Source organism: Vibrio sp. SBT000027 (assembly GCF_963894355.1).
GTDB classification, from domain to species: Bacteria; Pseudomonadota; Gammaproteobacteria; order Enterobacterales; family Vibrionaceae; genus Vibrio; species Vibrio splendidus.
Window position 1 is genome coordinate 301962 of the sequence record NZ_CAWQGD010000001.1, and the last position, 22018, is coordinate 323979.

19 protein-coding genes and 2 pseudogenes are annotated in these 22018 nt (G+C 43.7%); 16 read left to right on the top strand and 5 right to left on the bottom strand.

Translation table 11 applies throughout. The annotated features are described in order from the left end of the window. Positions 1-95 precede the first annotated feature (95 nt). The 10 genes from AACU28_RS01300 (at position 96) to AACU28_RS01345 (ending at position 11587) form a co-directional block, all read left to right on the top strand. Entirely contained in the window at positions 96-1067 is a 972-nt protein-coding gene (locus tag AACU28_RS01300) for a choline ABC transporter substrate-binding protein (protein ID WP_004732435.1), read from the top strand. A 95-nt stretch (positions 1068-1162) separates the two neighbouring features. Further along, positions 1163-2005, top strand: a complete 843-nt coding sequence (gene choW / locus AACU28_RS01305; RefSeq protein ID WP_009845976.1) for a choline ABC transporter permease subunit — start codon at positions 1163-1165, stop codon at positions 2003-2005. A gap of 2 nt (positions 2006-2007) precedes the next feature. Beyond that, positions 2008-3219: a choline ABC transporter ATP-binding protein gene (choV, locus tag AACU28_RS01310; RefSeq protein WP_121602161.1), complete on the top strand. Its 1212-nt coding sequence runs from the start codon at positions 2008-2010 to the stop codon at positions 3217-3219. Positions 3220-3581: 362 nt separating this feature from the next. Continuing rightward, a complete protein-coding gene (locus AACU28_RS01315; RefSeq protein ID WP_004732429.1) occupies positions 3582-4064 on the top strand; it encodes a MarR family winged helix-turn-helix transcriptional regulator in 483 nt (160 codons plus the stop codon). Between the two features lie 276 nt (positions 4065-4340). Then, positions 4341-5756 carry a coniferyl aldehyde dehydrogenase gene (locus AACU28_RS01320; RefSeq protein ID WP_017093346.1) on the top strand — a complete coding sequence of 472 codons (1416 nt, stop codon included), beginning with the start codon at positions 4341-4343 and terminating at the stop codon, positions 5754-5756. A gap of 85 nt (positions 5757-5841) precedes the next feature. Beyond that, positions 5842-6285, top strand: coding sequence for a hypothetical protein (locus AACU28_RS01325; RefSeq protein WP_004732424.1), 444 nt, complete (start codon positions 5842-5844; stop codon positions 6283-6285). Between the two features lie 219 nt (positions 6286-6504). Next, positions 6505-7710: an iron-containing alcohol dehydrogenase gene (locus tag AACU28_RS01330; RefSeq protein ID WP_102455513.1), complete on the top strand. Its 1206-nt coding sequence runs from the start codon at positions 6505-6507 to the stop codon at positions 7708-7710. A gap of 207 nt (positions 7711-7917) precedes the next feature. Further along, positions 7918-8349 carry a tetratricopeptide repeat protein gene (locus AACU28_RS01335; protein WP_017093343.1) on the top strand — a complete coding sequence of 144 codons (432 nt, stop codon included), beginning with the start codon at positions 7918-7920 and terminating at the stop codon, positions 8347-8349. Positions 8350-8474: 125 nt separating this feature from the next. Further along, positions 8475-10220, top strand: a complete 1746-nt coding sequence (locus AACU28_RS01340) for an arylsulfatase (RefSeq protein ID WP_121602162.1) — start codon at positions 8475-8477, stop codon at positions 10218-10220. Between the two features lie 119 nt (positions 10221-10339). After that, entirely contained in the window at positions 10340-11587 is a 1248-nt protein-coding gene (locus AACU28_RS01345; protein ID WP_121602163.1) for an anaerobic sulfatase maturase, read from the top strand. A 123-nt stretch (positions 11588-11710) separates the two neighbouring features. On the opposite strand, the gene AACU28_RS01350 is transcribed toward AACU28_RS01345, so the two are convergent. Next, positions 11711-12301: a TetR/AcrR family transcriptional regulator gene (locus tag AACU28_RS01350; RefSeq protein ID WP_121602164.1), complete on the bottom strand. Its 591-nt coding sequence runs from the start codon at positions 12299-12301 to the stop codon at positions 11711-11713. 319 nt (positions 12302-12620) lie between these two features. On the opposite strand from AACU28_RS01350, the gene AACU28_RS01355 reads away from it, so the two are divergent. Continuing rightward, entirely contained in the window at positions 12621-13277 is a 657-nt protein-coding gene (locus AACU28_RS01355; protein WP_121602165.1) for a Qnr family pentapeptide repeat protein, read from the top strand. A gap of 152 nt (positions 13278-13429) precedes the next feature. On the opposite strand, the gene AACU28_RS01360 is transcribed toward AACU28_RS01355, so the two are convergent. Next, entirely contained in the window at positions 13430-14689 is a 1260-nt protein-coding gene (locus AACU28_RS01360; protein ID WP_121602166.1) for a hypothetical protein, read from the bottom strand. 70 nt (positions 14690-14759) lie between these two features. Between AACU28_RS01360 and AACU28_RS01365 the strand changes: the two are divergent. The 3 genes and pseudogenes from AACU28_RS01365 to AACU28_RS01375 all read left to right on the top strand — a co-directional run. Next, positions 14760-15008 (top strand): annotated as a pseudogene (locus AACU28_RS01365) (MltR family transcriptional regulator); the annotation flags it as partial. 8 nt (positions 15009-15016) lie between these two features. Further along, a pseudogene (locus tag AACU28_RS01370) lies at positions 15017-15748 on the top strand (nucleoside/nucleotide kinase family protein). An 18-nt stretch (positions 15749-15766) separates the two neighbouring features. Continuing rightward, entirely contained in the window at positions 15767-16513 is a 747-nt protein-coding gene (locus AACU28_RS01375; RefSeq protein WP_121602167.1) for a phosphatase, read from the top strand. A 131-nt stretch (positions 16514-16644) separates the two neighbouring features. Here AACU28_RS01375 and AACU28_RS01380 read toward each other — a convergent pair whose 3' ends face one another. Next, complete coding sequence (locus AACU28_RS01380) at positions 16645-16860, bottom strand: hypothetical protein (protein WP_102487550.1); 216 nt, start codon at positions 16858-16860, stop codon at positions 16645-16647. 450 nt (positions 16861-17310) lie between these two features. Between AACU28_RS01380 and AACU28_RS01385 the strand changes: the two genes are divergently transcribed. Then, entirely contained in the window at positions 17311-17571 is a 261-nt protein-coding gene (locus tag AACU28_RS01385) for a DUF5062 family protein (RefSeq protein WP_017084902.1), read from the top strand. A 205-nt stretch (positions 17572-17776) separates the two neighbouring features. Here AACU28_RS01385 and melB read toward each other — a convergent pair whose 3' ends face one another. Then, entirely contained in the window at positions 17777-19204 is a 1428-nt protein-coding gene (melB, locus tag AACU28_RS01390; RefSeq protein WP_121602168.1) for a melibiose:sodium transporter MelB, read from the bottom strand. A gap of 72 nt (positions 19205-19276) precedes the next feature. Then, positions 19277-20629, bottom strand: a complete 1353-nt coding sequence (locus tag AACU28_RS01395) for an alpha-glucosidase/alpha-galactosidase (protein ID WP_121602169.1) — start codon at positions 20627-20629, stop codon at positions 19277-19279. Between the two features lie 327 nt (positions 20630-20956). Between AACU28_RS01395 and melR the strand changes: the two genes are divergently transcribed. Beyond that, on the top strand, positions 20957-21964 hold the full coding sequence (gene melR / locus AACU28_RS01400; RefSeq protein ID WP_121602170.1) for a transcriptional regulator MelR: 1008 nt from the start codon (positions 20957-20959) through the stop codon (positions 21962-21964). Positions 21965-22018 lie beyond the last annotated feature (54 nt).

Sequence of the window (22018 nt, forward strand, 5' to 3'; positions counted from 1 at the left end):
AAAAAGTAACAACAAAAATTAGTCAAAAGTCAGAAGAACTGCTCTCTATCGGTGTTGATATCGAGCAGAAAAAGGAAAGATAAAAAGGAACCATTATGACGACTCTAAATATTCAGAACATGACCACGAAAACGTTAACAGCACTAGCCATCAGTTCATTTGCATTTGGTGCTAACGCTTCTATTGAACCACAGCAATGTGAAAACGTTCGTTTCGCTGATGTAGGCTGGACTGACATTACTGCAACAACCGCCGTTACTTCTGAACTATTAAAAGGCCTTGGTTACAAAACCAAAACCGACCTACTTTCAGTACCGGTGACTTACTCTTCAATGGCGAACGGCGATATTGATGTATTCCTAGGTAACTGGATGCCAACCATGGAAGGCGATATTGCTAAGTACCGTGAAGCGGGCACGGTTGAAACCGTTCGTGCCAACCTTGAAGGCGCAAAATACACACTAGCTGTACCAAAATATGTGTACGACTCTGGCGTAAAAAGCTTCGCAGACCTAGCAAAACATGCCGACAAATTTAAAGACCGCATCTACGGCATCGAGCCGGGTAACGACGGTAACCGCCTAATCCAATCAATGATTGATTCTGACGCGTTTGGCTTGAAAGATTTCAGCCTAGTGGAATCAAGTGAAGCGGGCATGGTATCGCAAGTATCTCGCGCTGCTCGTCGTAGCCAGTGGATCGTTTACCTTGGTTGGGCACCGCACCCAATGAACAGCAATGTTGAGATGGAATATCTATCAGGTGGTGACGACTTCTTCGGCCCTAACTACGGTGGCGCGAATGTTTACACTAACGTTCGTTCAAACTACCTGTCTGAGTGTGCAAACGTCGGTCAACTTCTACAAAACCTAGAATTCACTCTAGAGATGGAAAACCAGTTGATGGAAGAGATTCTTAACCAAAAAGTGAAGCCAGAAAAAGCAGCTCAACAATGGTTGAACAAGAACCCTCAACAAGTTGAAGCTTGGTTAGACAACGTAAAAACGCATAAAGGTGAATCAGCGACTCAAGCGGTTACTGAATACCTAAAACAAGTTAAAGCTTAGTTCTACCTATCTCAACAGCTACATAAATAATAAAGGTGGGCTTGCCAATTTATCGATTGGTTTGAAGTAGCCCACCCTTAATAAAAGGCAATATTGTGAATTTTATTACGGAAAACAAAATCCCTGTCGGACAATGGATGGAAGCGGGTGTTGATTGGCTAACAATCAATGCAGCAGGATTCTTTGACGCTATTTCGATTTTTCTAGAAACCGTCATTATGTTTTTAGTCGATGTATTTAAGTGGATGCCGCCTGCACTGCCAATCGTGATGACTGCTGCGATTGCATGGTACTTACACCGTAAACCTTCGCTAGTGATCTTTGTGGTCGCGGCACTGCTGACTATTCTTAACCTCGGCTACTGGCAAGAAATGCTGGAAACCTTTGTTCTCGTCTTTGCGGCGACAACGATTTCCGTATTAATTGGCGTACCGGTTGGCATCATGGCAGCGCATCGTCCTTGGCTTTATACAGTTTTGCGTCCAATCCTTGATTTGATGCAGACAGTCCCAACTTTCGTTTATCTGATTCCTACTCTGGTTCTATTCGGCTTGGGCATCGTTCCTGGCTTAATCTCGACCATTATTTTCGCAATAGCTGCACCGATTCGTTTGACCTACTTAGGGGTAACGAAAGTGCCTGAAGAGTTGATTGAAGCGGGTAAAGCCTTTGGTGCCAGTCGCATGAAATTGCTGATGAAGGTCGAATTACCGGCGGCTTTACCAAGCATTATGGCGGGTGTAACCCAATGTATTATGTTGTCGCTTTCGATGGTGGTTATCGCCGCACTTGTCGGTGCTGACGGACTTGGTAAACCTGTTGTTCGTGCATTGAACACAGTGAACATCTCACAAGGTTTTGAAGCTGGATTAGCGATTGTATTAGTCGCAATCATCCTTGACCGCTTGTGCAAAACACCAAACCAGAAGGAAGCTTAATCATGTCTAACTCTCAGGAAAAAAAGACAATGGACGCGATTACCATTAAGAATCTCGATGTTGTGTTTGGTAATAAATCGAAACAAGCGCTTGAGCTACTCGACCAAGGTAAAACTCGCCAAGAGATCATTGATGAGGCTGGCCAAGTGGTTGGCGTAGACAATGTGTCGCTGACCGTTGAAGAAGGCGAGATTTGTGTGCTGATGGGGTTGTCTGGTTCTGGTAAATCATCTTTGCTTCGCGCAGTTAACGGCCTGAATGAGATCAGCCGTGGTTCACTGACAATCAAAGACGGTGACCAACAAGTCGATTTAGCGCAATGTGATGAGGCGACTCTGCGTCATCTTCGTACTCACCGCGTATCAATGGTTTTCCAAAAGTTTGCTTTGATGCCATGGCTTAACGTAGTAGACAACGTAGCGTTTGGTCTTGAAATGCAGGGTGTAGCGAAAGATGTTCGTCGTGCTAAAGCGCGTGAACAACTTGAAATGGTGGGTTTGGCAGAGTGGGAAACCAAGTATCCGCATGAGCTTTCTGGCGGTATGCAGCAACGTGTTGGTCTAGCGCGTGCCTTTGCGATGGATACCGACATTCTTCTTATGGATGAACCGTTTTCAGCGCTTGATCCGCTGATTCGTGCGCAGTTGCAAGATGAGCTAATTTTATTGCAAAACAAGCTTAACAAAACGATTTTGTTCGTGAGTCATGATTTAGACGAAGCGCTGAAGATTGGTAATAACATTGCGATCATGGAGTCAGGCAAACTGATTCAACACGGTAAGCCTGAAGAGATCGTACTGACGCCAAAAACCGAATACGTAAAAGACTTCGTTGCTCACACCAATCCATTGAATGTGCTTAAAGGTCGTTCTTTAATGCAGCCTCTTGATTCACTGACGCAAGAGAATGAAAGCTGGAAGATCTGCGATTCTAAAGATCTCTGGATTGAACAGAATGAAGGTGCTTTATCGGTGAAAGGTGAATCTACCTTGGCGCTTGTTGAGTGGAGCGAGTCTGACGACCTAACCGCGATTAACGCGTCTAGTGTGGTAGTGACAAGCCCGGAGATTGGTATGCGTGATGCGATTAAGCTTAAGCAGATCAGTAACCACCCAATTCTGTTGGTTGAAAACAATCAATTGGTAGGGATTTTGGATAACAGCGAGTTTTACAACGCGCTAACGGGTAACTTTCAGATGAATACCGCTGCGTAAAATTTCGTTTTTCAGCTTAGCTATTGAGGCTGGTTTTTTATTGGGTGGAGAGGGTTGAATCTCTCTATCTCTATGATTATTAAAATATATTATTCTTTGAGTTTGTATTCTCTGGTTCATTGTTTTTGTCTTCATTGAAGCTTTCATTCCCCCTTCATTAAGCAAAAGTGCCGTACCACGCAAGTTTAGTGGTATAGAAAAGATTGAGAATAGTATGAACATCAGTACAATGCGGAAAAATCAATGAAGTAATTTATCAATTTACAGTGTAATTCGAGCGCGCGTGACGTAATCACTCGAGGCATTTCATCGCTTCGACGCTGTAAAACCATTCACAGTATATTAGTACAAAGGTCTGCATCTTGGACAAACATGACGAAATCCTGGTCGCTATTCGCCAAATTATTCGCGCTATCGATTTACACTCGAAGAAGCTGAGTAAAGAGTATGGTTTGACTGGCCCTCAATTAATCTTAATGAGAGCAATCCAAGAAATGGGTAATGTGACGATCAAAGAATTGTCTAATCAGACCAATGTAAGCCAAGCAACGACGACGACGATCATCGACCGTCTTGAGTTAAATGGCTATGTACAACGAGTACGCAGTTCATCGGACCGCCGTAAAGTACACGCGAACCTGACTGAAAAAGGTCAAGAGTTGCTAAACAATGCGCCACCGCCGCTGCAAGATAACTTCGTTAAAAAATTCCAAAACCTAGAGACGTGGGAGCAAAGCTTACTGCTTTCTTCGATGCAGCGTGTATCAGCAATGATGAACGCAGAAGACATCGACGCTGCTCCAGTGCTTCAGCTTGAAGGCATTGCAAACGTAGCCAAAAGCTAACGTTAGTTTTAAATTATCTATTTAAAACAAAAACTTAAAGAGTTATTAAATGGTCGCATTAAGCGGCCATTTTTGATCTAACTATGTGAAATTTCTCGTTATACCGCCTATTCGCTACGCCCTTCTATTTTAAATCTCCCTGGGTTTTAACCCTACGTTGTAATCACCCTATTTATTTGTATTCAAAAATGCATTGACGATTCTCTGACAATAAAGATGTAGACCGACCGGTCTGACTTGTATTATTGTGTGCTCATCTTAACCACGAGGTGATGTATGAAATACGAATTGACGCCAACACAAATGACCATGACGTTGAACAACATGCAGGGAGCTTTTGCACAGAACCCGATGCCAGCGGTATCGGTGAGAATTGAGCAGTTGCTTGCACTTAAATCTGCGCTTATCGACTACACAGATCGTTTGTGTTCAGCCGTGAGTGAGGACTATGGTCACCGCAGTCGACAAGACACTTTGATGGCCGACATATTGCCTTGCATCGGAAATATTGATCACAGCATTGAGTGTTTACCTCATTGGTCGACATCTTCGATTCGTCATTCCGGCCCTTTGCTTTCAACCTCTCGTGTTGAAGTGGTTTATCAACCCAAAGGCGTTGTCGGGATCATTGCTCCGTGGAACTTCCCGATCATGTTATCCGTCGGCCCGCTTATTTCGGCGTTGGCAGCGGGCAATCGCGCCATGATCAAGATGAGTGAATTTACCCCAGCGACGAACCAAGTATTAAGAGCGCTATTGGCGGAAGTCTTCCAATCCGATGAGGTGTGCTTGGTTGAAGGTGAGGTAGAAATCGCAGCTGCATTTTCGGCGTTGCCGTTTGATCATCTTCTGTTTACGGGGTCAACCCAAGTGGGTCGCCAAGTGATGAGGTCAGCGGCTGACACGCTAACTCCAGTCACGCTAGAGCTAGGTGGTAAGTCACCGGTTATCGTTGCAGAAGACATGCCAATTGATATCGCGGTTGAGCGAATCATTTATGGTAAGAGCCTCAATAACGGGCAGGTGTGTGTGGCTCCTGACTATGTATTGCTACCCGAAGGGAAAGTTGAATCTTTCATTCAAGAGTATAAAAAACAGTACCAATTGCTGTTCGATGAAGGGGTCTATTCCGAGAGTTTGACGTCCCTAATCAATCCTCGTCAATGCGATCGTATTGTCGGCTTGTTGAATGAAGAGCAACAAGCAGGAACGCGAACCGTCGCTTGCCATGACGAAGCGATGGACTTAGATAACCATCGTTTGGTGACGCACCTAATTGTTGAACCAAGCCTGTCATCCAAGATGATGAACGAAGAGATTTTCGGCCCACTATTACCCTTGATTACGTATCGCAATATCGAAGAGGCGTTCCAAGTCATCAATAGCAAACCAAGGCCGTTAGCGCTTTATCTAATGAGCTTTGATTTGAGCTTACAAGCTCAGGTTAAACACCAAGTTCATTCCGGCGGAATGTGTATCAATGACTGTGTTTTCCATTTAGCGGTTGATGACGCACCGTTTGGTGGCATTGGTGAATCAGGGCAGGGCAATTATCACGGTAAAGAAGGTTTCCTTACTTTCTCCCATGCCAAAACCGTCTTGGAAACGGGCTTAGATCATCGAGTTAAGCATCTGTTTTCAAAAGAAGACAACGAATTAAAGACCGCAGTGATGAGCATGCTTGGCAAGTAAATCATTTCTGTCATTACCCAATTTATCTACAAGAAGTTATTTATAAGAAATTATTTTTACGACGTTATTTTAAGAGGTTATTTTTATGTTGGAACGATTTTTTGAACGAACGATGAAAGCGTATTTGATGGTTACAGGATTCTTAACCGCAACCGCTTTCTCTACTTTCCTTGCGCCTGATTGGAGTATGCAAACGCTGTTCTCGTACAACGATACGATGATGGTGAACAAAGAGTATCTTATGGGTACCTATCAACACTGGGGAGTCATGGTTGGCTGTATTGGTGTGTTGTTGATGTTCTCGGCGAAGTACAAATCGCTGCGTACTTCGACCATGATTTACAGTGCATTTGAGAAGTCGATGTTTGTGGGCATATTCTTATACAACGTGTGTATCAACGATTATGAGTGGTTTTATGGTTGGAGCGGTGTATTTGCGCTCGATGGATTTGTGACTGTCTACTCTTTAGTTTACCTGTATTACTACCTCACTAGAGACAAAAGCAAGGTGCCAGCTCATCTTCGTTAATAGTTAATAGTTAATAGTTAATAAGTTGCTCATGGTGACTCAATGACACTTATTCAATGATCACTCACTTATTACTACAGCCCGCATTTGCGGGCTTTTTTCGTTTTGGGGCAATGATCCATAAAGATCTTAATTGACATATCTTTGACATTAACGCTCTAGACCGACCGGTTTGTATTGGTTATTGTTTAGTCATCAACTAGAAATGAGGTAAATATCATGACAACCAATAATTTTAACTTTCAACTTAAAACCATTGTTCATGCTCAAGAGAATGGCATTGAAAATATCCCTTCTCTTTTTGGTCGCTTAGGTGCGCAAAGAGTCGTGCTCTTTTCTGATAAAGGCTTGGAGTCTCTTGGTTTTGTTGAGCAGTTCTCGGCGTTGTTTGTAAACGAAAAGGTGAACCAGCCAGGTAATGAACAAGCAGTTCAACTTGTTGGCGTGTACACCGATATCGCGCCAGACGCGACTTGCGACAACATCAACGCAGCCATTGAGTTTGCAAACAGCGTCAATGCTGATGCGATCTTGTCTGTTGGCGGCGGCAGCGTAATTGATGCTTCTAAAGGTGTGAAATACGCATTTCATAAGAAGATAGATGACATTCGCACCGTAATTGCAGGTGGTGGTCATATGGATGTATGGCCAAACAATGAAGATATTCGAGTGCCCCACATTGCGGTTCCGACAACGGCTGGTACGGGCGCAGAAGCTTCTCCTATTGCTGTTTTTTACAACGAACATGAAAACATTAAGGCAAGCCTAGTCGCATCGGGATTGGAAGCCGATATCGCGATTCTTGATCCAACGGTGACCACTAAGCTACCAGCTCACCTTACTCGTTCTACCGCCATGGATGCGTTAACACACGCTGTTGAAGCGATTGTGTCACCGATGAGTAATGCATTCACTGACGCTTACGGCATTCAGGCAGCAAAACTGATTATTGAAAACTTACCCTTGGCATTGAAAGAGCCAGAAAACCTAACCGCACGTGGCAATCTTCTTCAAGCAAGCACCATGGCGATCTCTGCATTTTATTCGTCTTTGGGCGGGATTCCGATTCATAACTGTGCTCACGCTTTTGGTGCGATTAGCCACATTCCACATGGTGATGCCAACACGGTATTAATGCCGGTTGTGATTGAAGCGCTGCCTGAATTCTATATGCCGAATGCGGCGAAGTTAGCTCAAGCTTTCTCTGTCGACACTACGGGAACCGATGAGATGGTTTACCAGAGAGTGTTGGATTTCTTAAACAACTTCCAAACCCGTGTCGGTGCGATGAAGCGTTTCAGTAGCTGGGACTTTGATGAGCAAGAGAAGAGCAACATTGCAGAAGCGATTGAAAAAGACATCTGTTTTCAGTTCTACCCAATCTCGAAACAGACGATTGAAACCATCATAGAGAAAGCGATTTAAGTCTCTGTCTTAATCGACTGAATGTTATGACCATTTAATTCAGTCGATGATTCAGTCCCTGATTCACTCAACAATCATTACTCGAGAGCCAATTATGAAAATCGAAAACGTATTGCTATCAAGCTTGTGCATCATCGCGCCATTCCTACTTTTCACCTAATTCATTCAACAGGGACGTCGAGACCTTTATTCCCGAGGAGGAAATAAATGCTCAATAAACGTTTAACTACCGTGATTTTGGCGGGTGTTTTGGTTGTTCTTTTTTTTGCCAAGGCAAGCTTTGGAAGCGAGAGCTTTGAGAATGAAGCCACCATGGATCAATCGCAGCAGCATCAAGACGTCGTGCAATTGTTGGATGAAGCTTATCAAGGGCAATTGGATGCCCAGCTCTCTGTCGCTTACTTATATCTGAGCGGAGAGGGCGTAGAACAGAATGATGAAAAAGCCGCGGAGTGGTTCGTCACCGCAGCCAATAACGGTAGCCCTGAAGCTCAAACACAGCTTGGGTTGATGTATATCTCTGGAAGTGGCGTTCAAGCCAGCCAAGCGGAGGCTGTCACCTGGATTGGCATGGCAGCAGCTCAAGAGTATGACCCCGCGCTCGACTTATTACATTGGATGTCGCAAGCCGCGCATTAATTCAAATCCTAACTCAGGTTAATCACAGAAAGGTTAATCACAGAAAAAGTTACTAACAGAAAAGTTAATTACTGAAAAAAATTAATTACTGAAACAAGTTAATCACAGAAATTGGAGAACGTCTTATGCAGAGATTCAAGAAATCTTTAGTCTTCACTGCAATGGCCGCGGCAAGTAGTGCTGCTCTGGCCGCAGAATCAGAAAAACCGAATATTGTTGTCATTGTTGGCGATGATGTGGGCTTTGCCGATACTCAGCCTTATGGCTCAGAAGCCAATACACCAAACCTAATGGCGCTGGCTGAAGAGGGGGTTAAGTTTACTAACTTTCACGCGTCACCAACCTCATCGGTAACGCGCTCTATGATGTTAACCGGAGCAAATAGCCACGAGGTTGGGCTAGGCACCTTCGACTATGCCGTCTATCCGGGTGCGATTGGCAAGCCGGGTTATGAAGGTTACCTCACCAAGAAAGGGGTTACGGTCGCAACGCTGCTTGAAGAGAGCGGCTATAACACTTACCTCTCTGGTAAATGGCATTTGGGGCACGAGGATGGATTTTTACCGGATGATCGAGGTTTTGGTGAGAGCTACGGTATCTTAGCGGGCGGTTCGAATCACTTTAACCGAGATATGATGTTCCCGGCCAAAAACGCTGCGACAGCGGATGCGCTGCAAAAAGGCGATATTCCCGGTGTTGAAGTTGAGCCAACTTACCGCAACGGTGAAGTGGTTGAGGATAAATACAAAGGCGAATACTCAGACCAAGTTTACACCAACGAGATCATCAAGATGATCGACAGCAAAAAAGACGACGGCAAGCCTTTCTTCGCTTACGTCCCATTCACCGGTATTCACCTGCCACTGCAAGCGCCTGAGTCTGCCTATCAAGATAAAGTCGATTACTACGTTGAACATGGTTGGGACTCGGTTCGAGAAGATCGTTTCGAACGCATGAAAGAGATGGGCGTGATTCCAAAAGACGCCGATATTTCAGATCGTAACGCATTAAGCCGACCTTGGGACTCGCTCTCAGAGAAAGAACAAAAGTGGTACGGCAAGAAAATGGCTGTCGCAATGGGCATGATGGAAATGCAGGACCAACAAGTCGGCCAGATAGTCGATTACCTGAAAGATATCGGGGAATACGATAATACCTACATCATGTATCTAGCGGATAACGGCCCAGAAGCGGCGGATATTACTGGTGAAAATATCAGTGACCTGATCCGAACGTGGACTGCTCATCATTTTGATAATTCGACTGAAAACTTGGGCAAGGCGAACTCCAGTGTGTCACTTGGTCCTGAGTGGGCAAGTGCTTCAACTGGCGGCCTATCTTGGTACAAAGCTTATACAGCAGAGGGCGGTATCCGTGTGCCGTTTATCGTTAAGCCAGCCAAAGCGCTTTTAGACGGTGAAGATGCGTTGCAACCGGGAACTCAGACAGACGACTTATCCCAAGTGAAGGACATTGCAGCCACGATTCTTGAGATTGCAGAGGTCGATCATCCAGGAACCGAATATCAAGGTCGAGAAGTGGCGCCAATGAGTGGTGTGAGCTTGTTGTCTTACTTCAAAGGGGAAACGGCAGACGTGCACAGTGCCAACAATGCGATTCCATTTGAATTGTTTGGTAGCGGAATTCTGCTTAAAGGTGATCATAAGATCATCCGAATTTCTACGGGAATGGGCGGCGACAGCGAGTGGCACTTATACAACACCAAGAAAGATCCAGCTGAGCAACATGACTTGAGAAATGAAATGCCAGATCTGTTCCTTGAAATGGTCGCTGAATATCAAGAATACGAAAAAGCGCAAAATATCGTCCCAGTTGACGAAGCGTGGAACCCGTTTGAAAACGTGAAATAGAGGAAAAAAACCACTCGGCCAACCTAATGCCATCAAGCTTGGTTGGCCGATGAACACCGTGTAAAGGAATTACGAATTGTTTTGGCTAATACAATAACTTTTACATCGAGGCACTCTTCATGACGACATTATCGCTATCAAATTTGAGTTCAGTTCCGCAGTTCAATGGCAAAGCACACAGCAAACTTCAGGCGTTAGCAAAACCCATTGGGGCGGTGTGTAATATCAGTTGCACCTACTGTTATTATTTAGAAAAACAACAGCTGCTTGATTACCCAAAAGGCTCTCAATATACGATGGATGAAGTTCTGTTAGAGCGTTATATCAAGCAATATATAGAAGGGCAGAATACGCCTGAAATCATCTTTTCTTGGCATGGTGGAGAGCCTACCTTGTTGGGGATTGAGTACTTTCAAAAGGTCGTCGAGCTGCAAAAAAAATATTGTCCTAGCTACAGCAAGATCAGCAATGACCTTCAAACCAACGGCACGTTATTGAATGATGCGTGGTGCGAGTTCTTCAAGAAGAATGACTTTATCATTGGCGTCAGTATTGATGGACCAGAGCACCTACATAATCACTACCGAACCAACCGTGCAGGCAAAGGCACTTTTTCTCAAACAATGCGTGGCATTCGCTACTTGAAACAGCATAACGTCGAGTTCGCGACCCTAAGCTGCGTGAATGATGTGACAGGAAAGTATCCGTTAGAGGTCTATCGCTTTCTGCGAGATGAAGTGGGTTCGAAGCAATTGCAGTTTATTCCTGTGGTCGATAAGCGCGAAGCTCACACCAACAATAAATGGTTGAGCAACCAACAAGCGATCATTCCCGTCTCAGGCGAGGTTGAAGCTTGGAGTGTCGATTCAGTGCAATGGGGAGAATTCCTCACTACCATTTTTGACGAGTGGATTGAGCACGATTTTGGTCGGGTATTAGTGCCGTACTTTGAAAATTTTGTCGGAGTGTGGATGGGCAGAGAAAGCACCATGTGTACCTTGAGTGAGATCTGCGGAAAAGGGTTAGCGGTTGAGCCTAATGGCGATGTTTATTCATGTGACCATTATGTCTTTCCTGAATTTCAGCTAGGTAATATTCAGGAACAAGCACTTTCAACTTTAGCCTTCTCGCCAAAGCAGCAGAGTTTTGGGTTCGCCAAACAGAAGTCTCTGCCGAAACAATGCCAAACCTGTGAGTTTAAATTTGCATGCCATGGCGAGTGCCCAAAAAACCGCATCATCAAAAGCCGAGATGGTGAGGCTGGGTTAAATTATCTCTGTGAAGGATGGCTGAGCTTCTTCAAGCATGTCGACCCTATTATTAAGGGTCTACTCAAAGCTAATAATATTGCGTCTCGTCTGGGGTAATGGAGTAGGCGTGAATCGATTTAATCAAAATTTACAGTAAGATAGAAGGCTCGCATAAATTATGCGAGCCTTTTGGTTTTTGGTTTTTGGTTTTTGGTATTTGATATTTGGTAACGGGTATATCTAGTCAGCCGATTCTTGGGCTGGGCTCATGGCGAGAAGAGTCTCTTCCATGGCATTGTTTAGAATCGAACGGTTACGCTGCATGGCGGCCATGAGCGTTGAGCCTAGCCATAGGCCATAAAGCATTCGAGACAGCGATTCGGGCTCTGCGATCGTGAAATCACCGGCCTCATTGCCTTCTTCAAATAGCTTTGCCATACGCAGGATGATTTTTTCCGCGCCTTCTGCCATGGTCGATTGCAACGGGTTTTCAGACCCAGATACTTCTCCTGCCAGTTTTACGACAAGACATTGGATATTGAAGTCTTCAGTCAGTTTCGATGCACACCAAAACTCGAAATAGGCTTTTACGCGGTCACGACGAGAAAGCGACTCATCACTTAAAAAGTCGTCCAGTTTAGCGAGGTGCTCATCAAAGTAGTTAGTAAGAAGGATCTCACCAAAGTGTTCTTTGGATTTGAAGTAGTGGTAAAAAGAACCCTTCGTGCCTTCCGCTTGGTTGATGATTTTCATCAGGCCAACACCAGCAAACCCGTGTTCATTAATAAGGCTAAACCCTGCATCGAGCATAGCTTGTCGCATGTCTTTCATTGTTCTTACTCTTTATGCTGAGAATGAGGAATAGTGTAACGAGCAACATACCAACCGTCCAGTCTAGCGCGTTAGGACGCGGTCAATAATTGACTCGTTTCGTGAAAGTGACTTTTCTCTTATTGGCACTTCTAAGCGATAAAACTTTTTTCAAGATAAGCACATCCTATAAATCGAAAATAACAACCTTAAAGGGCTTGTTTAGTGCCTTAAAATGGCTAAATTAGGGTGTTTTAAGTTGCTGTTTTTGTTGGTTTTTAATTTGGTGTTTTCTTAAGATCGCAATGGTAGTCTTAGCTTAATTTCTTTAGGGGGCTAAATGGACACCAATAACAGCACTTATCATCACCACAGTTTTGCTCAGCAAGACTTATCAGAGCTTACATTTATAGCCTGCACGTTTATCCGTTGTGATTTCAGACGTTCGAACTTACGTGATGCAACGTTTATTAACTGTAAGTTTATCGAGCAAGGCGATATTGAGGGATGCCACTTTGATATTGCCGACTTACGAGATGCAAGCTTCCAGAATTGCCAGTTGGCGATGGCGAATTTTAGTAACGCGAATTGCTATGGTATTGAGCTACGTGAATGTGACTTGAAAGGGGCGAACTTTACTCGTGCTAACTTTGCCAATCAGGTAAGCAATAGAATGTATTTTTGCTCTGCGTATATTACGGGCTGTAACCTGTCTTACGCCAACTTGGAGCAAGCTTGTTTAGAGAAGTGCGAGCTGTTTGAGAACCGTTGGATAGGTACTTACCTTGGCGGCGCGTCACTGAAAGAGTCTGATCTTAGCCGAGGTGTGTTCTCGGAGGAAGTATGGGGGCAATTCAGTATGCAAGGTGCTAATTTATGCCATGCTGAATTAGAAGGGTTGGACCCAAGAAAAGTGGATACAACAGGAATCAAAATTGTTGCGTGGCAGCAAGAGCAGTTGCTCGAAACGATGGGAATCGTCGTGATGCCGGAGTAACTTGTTCGTTTTCTGATTGATTAAATAACGTCAATAACCAAAACGAAGCCCAAAGCCAACAACTTTGGGCTTTTGTATATCGGGCCTATGAAGCTGAACTGAGTTATCGGGGGCAGGTTTTGCTAGCGAAAAACTGACCCGAGTGATTACAATTATTCAGTTAAAGCCTGTAGCGCTTGTGCATCAGCGTAAGAGAAGATGTTGTTTGTATATGACCCGGTATGGCTTTCCTTCGGCGCCAACTTTGCTGCATCGGGAAGGTAAGCTCTGTTTAATACCATAACACCTGACAGCTCGTCCTTCTGGTGTGACAGACCTATGGCGTGGCCAACTTCATGAGCAATTATCTTATTAGTCTGTCCTTGAAATAGACCTGAGTTATAAGTGGAGCTTATATTAATAACGTGTTTGTTTAAACTTGTATCCCAAAGTGAATTAGCCCAACCGCGTGCTATGGCTTTCTTTTGAATAACAAGATTAGCATCATTGATATTATTAACTTCTACGGCAGTGGAATCATAGCCAAGAGCCTGCAATGAGTCGGAAACAGCTTTAATAGAGTTAATAACGGTAGTTCTTTCCGGCATTACTGGTACTGAGTTATTGATATCTGGGCTCACAAAATATGTGAAGTGTGCATTGGGACCCATTGATTGAGTAAAGAAACGAGCATTCAGCTCGGATAATGGAGATTTTATATACACTACAGGTTTAATCGTTCTCAGAGGTAAATTGTGATATGACATAACATTCTGACTTTCTAAGAAAATCAGCCGATATCCTTTGTCAAGTTGGTGTGCTCTGTCAGGGTTTGGAGTGAAAATATTCCCACCATATCCCCACTCGAGATCATAAGCCACATTATTTGTCTTATGGCTGTATGGGCATGTAAATCTGCTGGTAAGCACTTTGTCATCGCTTATTGAGAAGTCGTTTGCGGAGAGTTTTGTTTGTCCATCGTATATACCTTCAAGTTGACACTTGATGAAGTCATCAGGGTTCTTGTTCTCAAGTTTTGCTGTTCCGGCAACAAATGCTCTAGTGTATAGCTTTAGTTCCGGGGTGTACTGGTGGTAGAAGAAGTCGCTGTAATCATCAGGAGTGATATTAACGGTGCCCTGACTATAGCTATCAACACTATTCTTAAAAAGCCCAACGCCATGGAATATATTCTGGATCTCTATCTCAAAGTTATTATCCCCCTGCATTTTTGCTGTTACTTTCGGTGCGTCACCATAGTTATCTCCATAGCCATCAAAGACATTAATATTGATATGATTGTTCCCATTAGGATTGTTAGCACTCTTACTTGCATTCACCAGGTATGTATACATACTTGGTGTGACTTGAGCGCTAGCATAAGAGGGAATACTGGCAGATATAACGGTTATGAACAAAATTGTTTTTTTCATGTTACCTTTCCTTGTTGTTTTATATGAAATTATTGTCATAACTGAAATCCAGTCAACCTTTATATTTAGAATGTATGATTACACTAGTAAACAGTCTCAAGCGCTCCTGTTTGATGACGATATGGTGTATGACTTCATCAGTAATCAGTCCAACCTTTCCAAGGGGGAAGACAGCTTTTATCTAGATTCAATTAACCAATTAAAACTCTCGCCATTCGATTCATTCACTCAAACACGTTACGAATCGCTGATTAAAACAGTGCTGAAACTCTGTTGCGAGAACTTGTTGGAAAGTATTGAGAAAGAGATATTAGGATAAGGTTGAACATGAAAGTTTCCTTAAATGTGAGTGGCTTTGAAACCGAAGCGGCATTCCCTGATAAAGATATTGAACAGATTCATAAACCACTGGTAGGAAAATTTACGCGACTTTTTGAGCAGAAAAAATAACGTACGATTATCTTTTTTGTGCCCCTCCTGGCAGTGGTAAATCGACGTTAGCCGCGTTTTGGGAGCACTTGTCCCATCAACAAACCAACGTTGAGCCACTTCAGGTATTGCCATTTGACGGTTTTCATTACCCCAATGAGATATTGGACTCAAACTACATCGTTCGTGATGAAGAGAAAATTAAACTCCGTACCATTAAAGGCTCTCACGAAACGTTCAATCTAACCTCGTTGATCGATAAGTTGAAACAGCTGAAAGTAAAAAAACTACGTGGCCGTATTACGATAGAATCTTCATGATCCTGTGGGTGATGCAATCTCGGTAGACAAGGACATTGTCGTGATTGAGGGCAACTGGTTGTTACTGAACGAGCCAGTTTGGAATGGATTGCATGAGTTGGCTGATTTCACCATCTTCATAGACACCGACGCTAAGTTCCTCGAAGAGCGCTTAGTAAACCGCAAGGTGCGAGGAGGTACCACATTAGAAGAGGCGGTCGAGTTCTATCAAAATTCAGACTCAAAAAACGTCGATAAAGTGTTAGACCATTCTATTCCTGCTGACCTAACACTCTTCATGAGTCAAGACGGTTCGTTTCAAATCAATTAAACAATTTAGGAGGTCATAATGGAGATTGTTGTCGACAGCCATACTCATACATTGGCAAGTGGCCATGCCTATAGCACCATTATCGAAAATGCACTAGCATCGAAAAATAAGGGGCTAAAACTCCTTTTTACAACGGATCATGCTCCTGAAATGCCGGGATCCCCCCACTACTGGTTTTTCAATAACCAAAGGATTTTGCCCCGCTTTCTGCACGATGTAGGTATCTTGCGTGGTGTGGAAGCCAACACACTGAACACTGCTGGAGAGTTGGATCTTCCTCCCTCTTCTTACCAACACTTAGACTGGGTGATTGCGAGCTTACATGAGCCAGTTTTCAAGCCATCGACGGAACAAGAACATACACAGGCGTTAATCAACGTCATTAGGAGTGGCAAAGTTGATGTACTAGGGCACTTAGGGAACCCAAACTACAAGTTCGATATGGAAGCGGTTCTGCTGTGCGCAAAGGAGCACAATGTTGCAATTGAAGTGAACAATACGTCACTGACAGGCAAGAGCCGAAAAGGAAGCGATGTGCGATGCTCAAAAATTGTCGAGATCGGCAAGCGAGTTGGCGTTTACTTTTCTACAGGTTCTGATGCGCATTTCTGTGAAGAGATTACTCATTTGGGTCTTGTAAAAGCATTACTTGAAAAGCACGGTGTGGAAGAAGATAAAATAATCACGACTTCAGCATCCCGCTTTTTGAACTTTTTATTATTGCGCGGTAAGAGTCGAATCGAAGAATCTGCACACTTATATTAAGTGTGTTGCTGAGTTAATGATTACTGGTATCAAAAAGCCCAAAGCTAATAACTTTGGGCTTTTCCGTATTTGGTCGCATGCATTTTATAATGAAGTTTAGAAAAGAGAATGCTTGGTGAATATTGAGCTGATTAGTGCATACCTGAGCGCATTTTATCGGCAAGCGCAAAGAAGACAAACAGCACAAAACATACTAGAGCAACACCTAGTGATACTAAGATCGTTGTTGCGTCTTTTGAAACCAGTGGAATGACGATAGAAGCTAACGCTACCAAGATAATAAAGATATGAACGATCCGACCGGGGATTGGATTTTTATGACAGAATGAAGCCCATAGGTAACGCATTTTTAACACCAGTATAATATTAGTGGTTTTATTCTATTTCCCTAGTGAGTGTTTTGTAAATATATTTTTCACTACAGGTGACTGTAAACATGATCTAGGCCTTTGTGTTATAAAACTGATTAAATAACATAAAGTTATTGCTTGTTGATAGAATTGTTATCATTTATATGATAAATCATAATATTCCGTATTCTTTGTAATGATAAGTCAAAAATTGTTCGATTTTTGGTTTCTTGACTGAAGATCTCATTTATTGAGTGTTCTATTAAGAGACCGTTTGCTTATTCCTATTCCTCTTATAAATGTCATGCAAGCTACAAGCAGGTTTCTAACCTGTTATCCCTTTATGTTATTTATCAAAGCGACGCCTCAAATTGAGATCGAAGTAATCTTGTGAGTTTTTCGGTTTGATATACTCAGTATTCACTCGATAAAGATGATGGAGATGATATGTCGAAAACCGCGAAGATCATTAATGAAGATAAGCTGGTAAAAAAAGCAGTTGAAGTCGGTTTTAAGATGGCAAAACTACAAGGTTTTGATTTGCCACATTCATCCCAACCGATAAAGGTTAAAGCGGTGTACTTGTTCCTTGTTGAAGTCAATCAGATCACACCGTTACCTGACGATAAGCTTGATGGCGCAAATATCAAAAAGCGTTTAGCACTCTGGCTTCATAAGGCACTACCGGACAATGACCCGCTAAAATAGAGAAGTTGTAAATACTGGTGCAGTTCACCTGATTTGAACTGATGATTGGCAATCTTTCCCCTTATCTCACTTATTGTTTTAATGTACGAAAGCCTAGCGATTACTCGCTAGGCTTTTTAGTTTCCGGGATTTTTTGCATCGATGATGTGCTGATTGTTTTGATTTTAGTTTTCTGTTCCCAGTTTCTTTGACTTATTACTTGGATCTAAATTGCTTGTACTGGTTTGGTTGGCTTCGAAGCTTCTCCTGTATTTGAGCCATCGTTTGTAATGTGATCGTATTTTTCGGTTAAGTGATCTTGAATCTGTTGGTGATACGCCCCGTTCAGCTTATAGAAGCGGAAGTAGATGATTAACGCAATGGCAAAAAAGAAAGCAGGTAGGCCGACCATGATGCATTGCATGCCAAATACGGTTTCAGGGCTTTGCACTACGTTAGGCACATAGTCGACGGCAGTGAGCGAGATACCGATGAAGAAAGCGGCAAATGCAGAGCCTGCTTTTACGACCAAAGTTTGGACCGAGTAGGCAATACTTTCACAACGAGCACCTAGCTTAAATTCACCGTAATCGACCGTGTCGGCAACCATGATTACATTGAGTACCCAAAACAGGGCAGTACCGATTTGTAGAAATACACCCGCCGTTGAAATCAACAGAATGCTTTGTTTGTCATACATGCCAACATAGATCAGAACAGCACTGCCTAAAATAGGGAAAGTGGAAGCACAAGCCCATAGAGTACGGCGTGAGAACATTTTTGCGAGTTTAGGAAACAACACCAGTGTGATGAGGTTTGCGATGCCTGCATAAGCCATGTAGTAAGGAAACAACTCTTCGTTACCTACAACATAGGTGAAATAGTAAACCGCGAAGGCTGTGATGATGTTGGTCGCCAAGTTGTAAGACAGTGCCATGCAGAGAACGCTGGTCAATTGGTCATTTTTGTAGATAAGTGACAGTAGCTTTTTCAGTGATACTTTTTCTTCAGGCTGTGTGGCGTCGAGGTTCGCGGTTGAATAGCGTTCTTTAACATTACGCAGCGTGATAAACGTCGAGACTAAGAAACAGGCAATCAACAGCAGCGTAAATATTTGAAACCCAAACCCCTTGTCGTCACCACCTACATAGTTGACGAAGGGCATTGCAATGGCAGCGGTTACTATCCACGCGAGGCTCGCAAAGAAGCGAGGATATGGGACTAACTCTTCGCGTTCGCGTTTATCCAAGGTGAGTGTTGGGACTAACGACCAAAAAGGAATATCCATTAGTGTGTAAGTCATGCCCCACAAAATATAGGTGACAGCGGCGTAGGCGATGAGCCAAGGACCTTCGATGTAGTGCGCGCTAAACACCATGAGTAGCACAACAGAGTTGGCGAGCGTGCCAATTAAAATCCAAGGTTTGAATTTGCCCCAACGGGTGCGTGTATTGTTAACCAACCAGCCCATGATTGGGTCGTTGACCGCATCCCAAATACGGGCGACGAGGAAGATGGTGCCGACGGTAGCGGCAGAAATACCGACTACATCCGTGTAGTAAAACATTAGGTACATATAGACGATGGTGATTGCGAAGTCTTTACCAAACGCCCCAAAGCCATAACTTAGCTTGGTATTCATAGAGATACTCATTGCCACTCCTTACGCCTCCTCTGTGAGAAGGCGCTAATATTCACGTTATTGTATTTTTTTATTAGTATGAAATTACTTGTTAACCCACTCTGGTAACCAACCCTCATGAGCCGCAATCAAGTCGTCAACCAGCGCGTATATCTCTTCTATTCCAAGTACAGCGGCTGTATGTGGGTCCAGCATTGCAGCATGATAAATACGGTCGCGGTTTTCAGTGAGGATGGCTTCCGTTAATAGAGTTTGAACATTGATGTTGGTCTGCATTAATGCGGCCAAGTGGTTAGGTAGGCGACCAGCTTTGATCGGTTGCACACCATTCGCATCAACTAAACAAGCGACCTCAACACAGCAGCCTTGCGGTAAGTTGTCGATCAAGGCTTCATTTTTCACATTGCCGTAAATGACGCTCGGAGTGCCTGTCCAGATAGAATTCATGATGGTGCTGGCGTATTCATGAGACTCATCAACGGTGATCTTGTCAGCTGTTTTGAATTCTTGAAGGTCACGTTTCCAATCGGCAATTTGCTCGACACAGCGCTTCGGGTACTCATCAAGTGGCACTTTATAACGTTCGATTAAATCTGGGCGATTTGGCTTGATAAAGTAGGGGGTGTATTCCGAAAAATGTTCAGAAGACTCAGTCACAAAGTAGCCCAATTTTTTGAACATCTCGTAGCGAACCAAATTTGTGCAGCGACCATTGTGATAAATACCCGGTTTAGGCGCTTGGCCACTCTCAAAAGCTTCAAGTAGATCCGGATAAATATCGATGTACTCACCACTTTCTGTTTTCTTCTCAAGAGTGAGGTAGTAAGCCATGTGGTTGATGCCAGCGCAGGTATAGCGAAGGTCTGAATAATCTAAGTCCAGGTCGCGCGCTAATTCTTCTGCTGTGCCTTGTACTGAGTGGCATAAACCGACTTGTTTGATGTGCGGGTATTTCTCGTACATCGCCCACGTGTTCATCGCCATAGGGTTGACGTAGTTGAGCATAGTGGCGTTCGGACAAACTTCGGTCATATCTTCACACACGCTCCAAAGGTGCGGGACTGTACGTAGCGAACGCATAATACCGCCTGGGCCAAGTGTGTCTGCGATGGTTTGTTCCAGGCCATGGCGTTTACACACCTCGAAATCCGTGACCGTACAGGGTTCATAACCGCCGATTTGAAAAGCGATGACAACGAAGTCTGCATCTTGTAGTGCCTCTTTTTGATTTAAGTGACATGAAATAGAGCCAGTAGCGTCTGATGATTCCATCAACTTACTGACGACAAGGTGAGACTCTTCTAAACGGGTCTCATCAATATCCATCAAGGCGACATGAGCGTTTTGTAATGCTGAACGGTGGAAAACGTCACCAAGAATGTTCTTAACAAAAATGGTTGATCCTGCACCGATGAATGTAATTCTAGGGCTTTGCATAGTGGAATCCTTTATCTCTCTGAGTTCTTTGTTGATACAGACAAATTACACCTAGAACCCACGTCGATTCGTCTCAGATAATCTAATAGCTCTCCCGTTTTCTAATATTTTTAAATCATTGAATGGAAATCTTAGGAAATGGGATAACTTGCTGGCTTTTAAGGAGAAGGGTTGTGCAATGAAACGAGTTTTTCACTTAAGATGCTGACTCTAATCACATTGTGCTGATCTTATGAAATGGGGTATTTCGGCACCATGATCGCCTTCAGAGTTTTATTATCGAGGAACTGCTAAAAGTCATTTATACGATTTCCTAAGGAACGAGATATGCCGCAATCAACCCCTGATACGCTGAGAATTATCACTTTAGATAAGTACTCATCCGAGACCGTGTCGGTAAGCCCGCTTTCTCTCTATTCTTCCTATGAGCAAATCGATATCGAACTCAGAGCTCCTCACTCCATGCCCGGCTATCATTGGCATGGTCAAATTGAGGTGAATATTCCTTTTGGGGATGATGTGGAATACATCATTAACGGCAGCCCAATCGTGGTTAAGAGTGGATCGATTGGCTTGTTTTGGGCATCGGTACCTCATCGACTCACCAATCCCGGCCAAAGCCATAATATGGGGATCATCAACATACCGATTCATCATTTTATGTCGTGGACTCTCAGTCGAGATTTAGTCAATCAGATAACTCACGGCAGTGTGTTGCAATCGAATTCTTGTTCGTTAGTGAGTGAATTTGAAATTGCCCGTTGGGTACAAGAGATAAAGCATTCGTCAGAAAGCCGCCAGCAGTTGGCCATCGATGAAATTGGCTTGATGCTTAAGCGAATCTGCCTTGATGGTTGGCAACAACTGCTCGTAAATCGACAGGACAAATCGACCTCAAAAGGGGTGTCGAAACACTCTCAATTCTATGTAAGCCAAATGTTGGAATACATCGCCACGCATCACAACCAGCCATTAACCGTGAAAGATATCGCAGAACATATTGGATTACATGCCAACTATGCAATGAACGTATTTCAACGAACGATGCAGATGACCATCAAGCAGTACATTACTGCGATGCGCATTAATCATGCTCGTGCTTTACTGAGTGATACCGACAGAACCATTCTCGATATCTCACTCACGGTGGGCTTCAATTCGAGTAGCCGATTCTATGAAACCTTCCAAACGTACATTGGCGTCACGCCGACGCAATATCGAAAAATAGCGAGGGAAGATCATCGGTGGAGCAGCCATGGAGCCAGCCCCGTGTACGACCTCGAGAAAGGCGCGTGTGATGGAAAAAGGCCGCTAACGGTCACCGATAATTTATAGGAAAAGTGGTAAGTGTTTATTCCGTTGCGTAAAGATGGCTAATACCCTGAACTT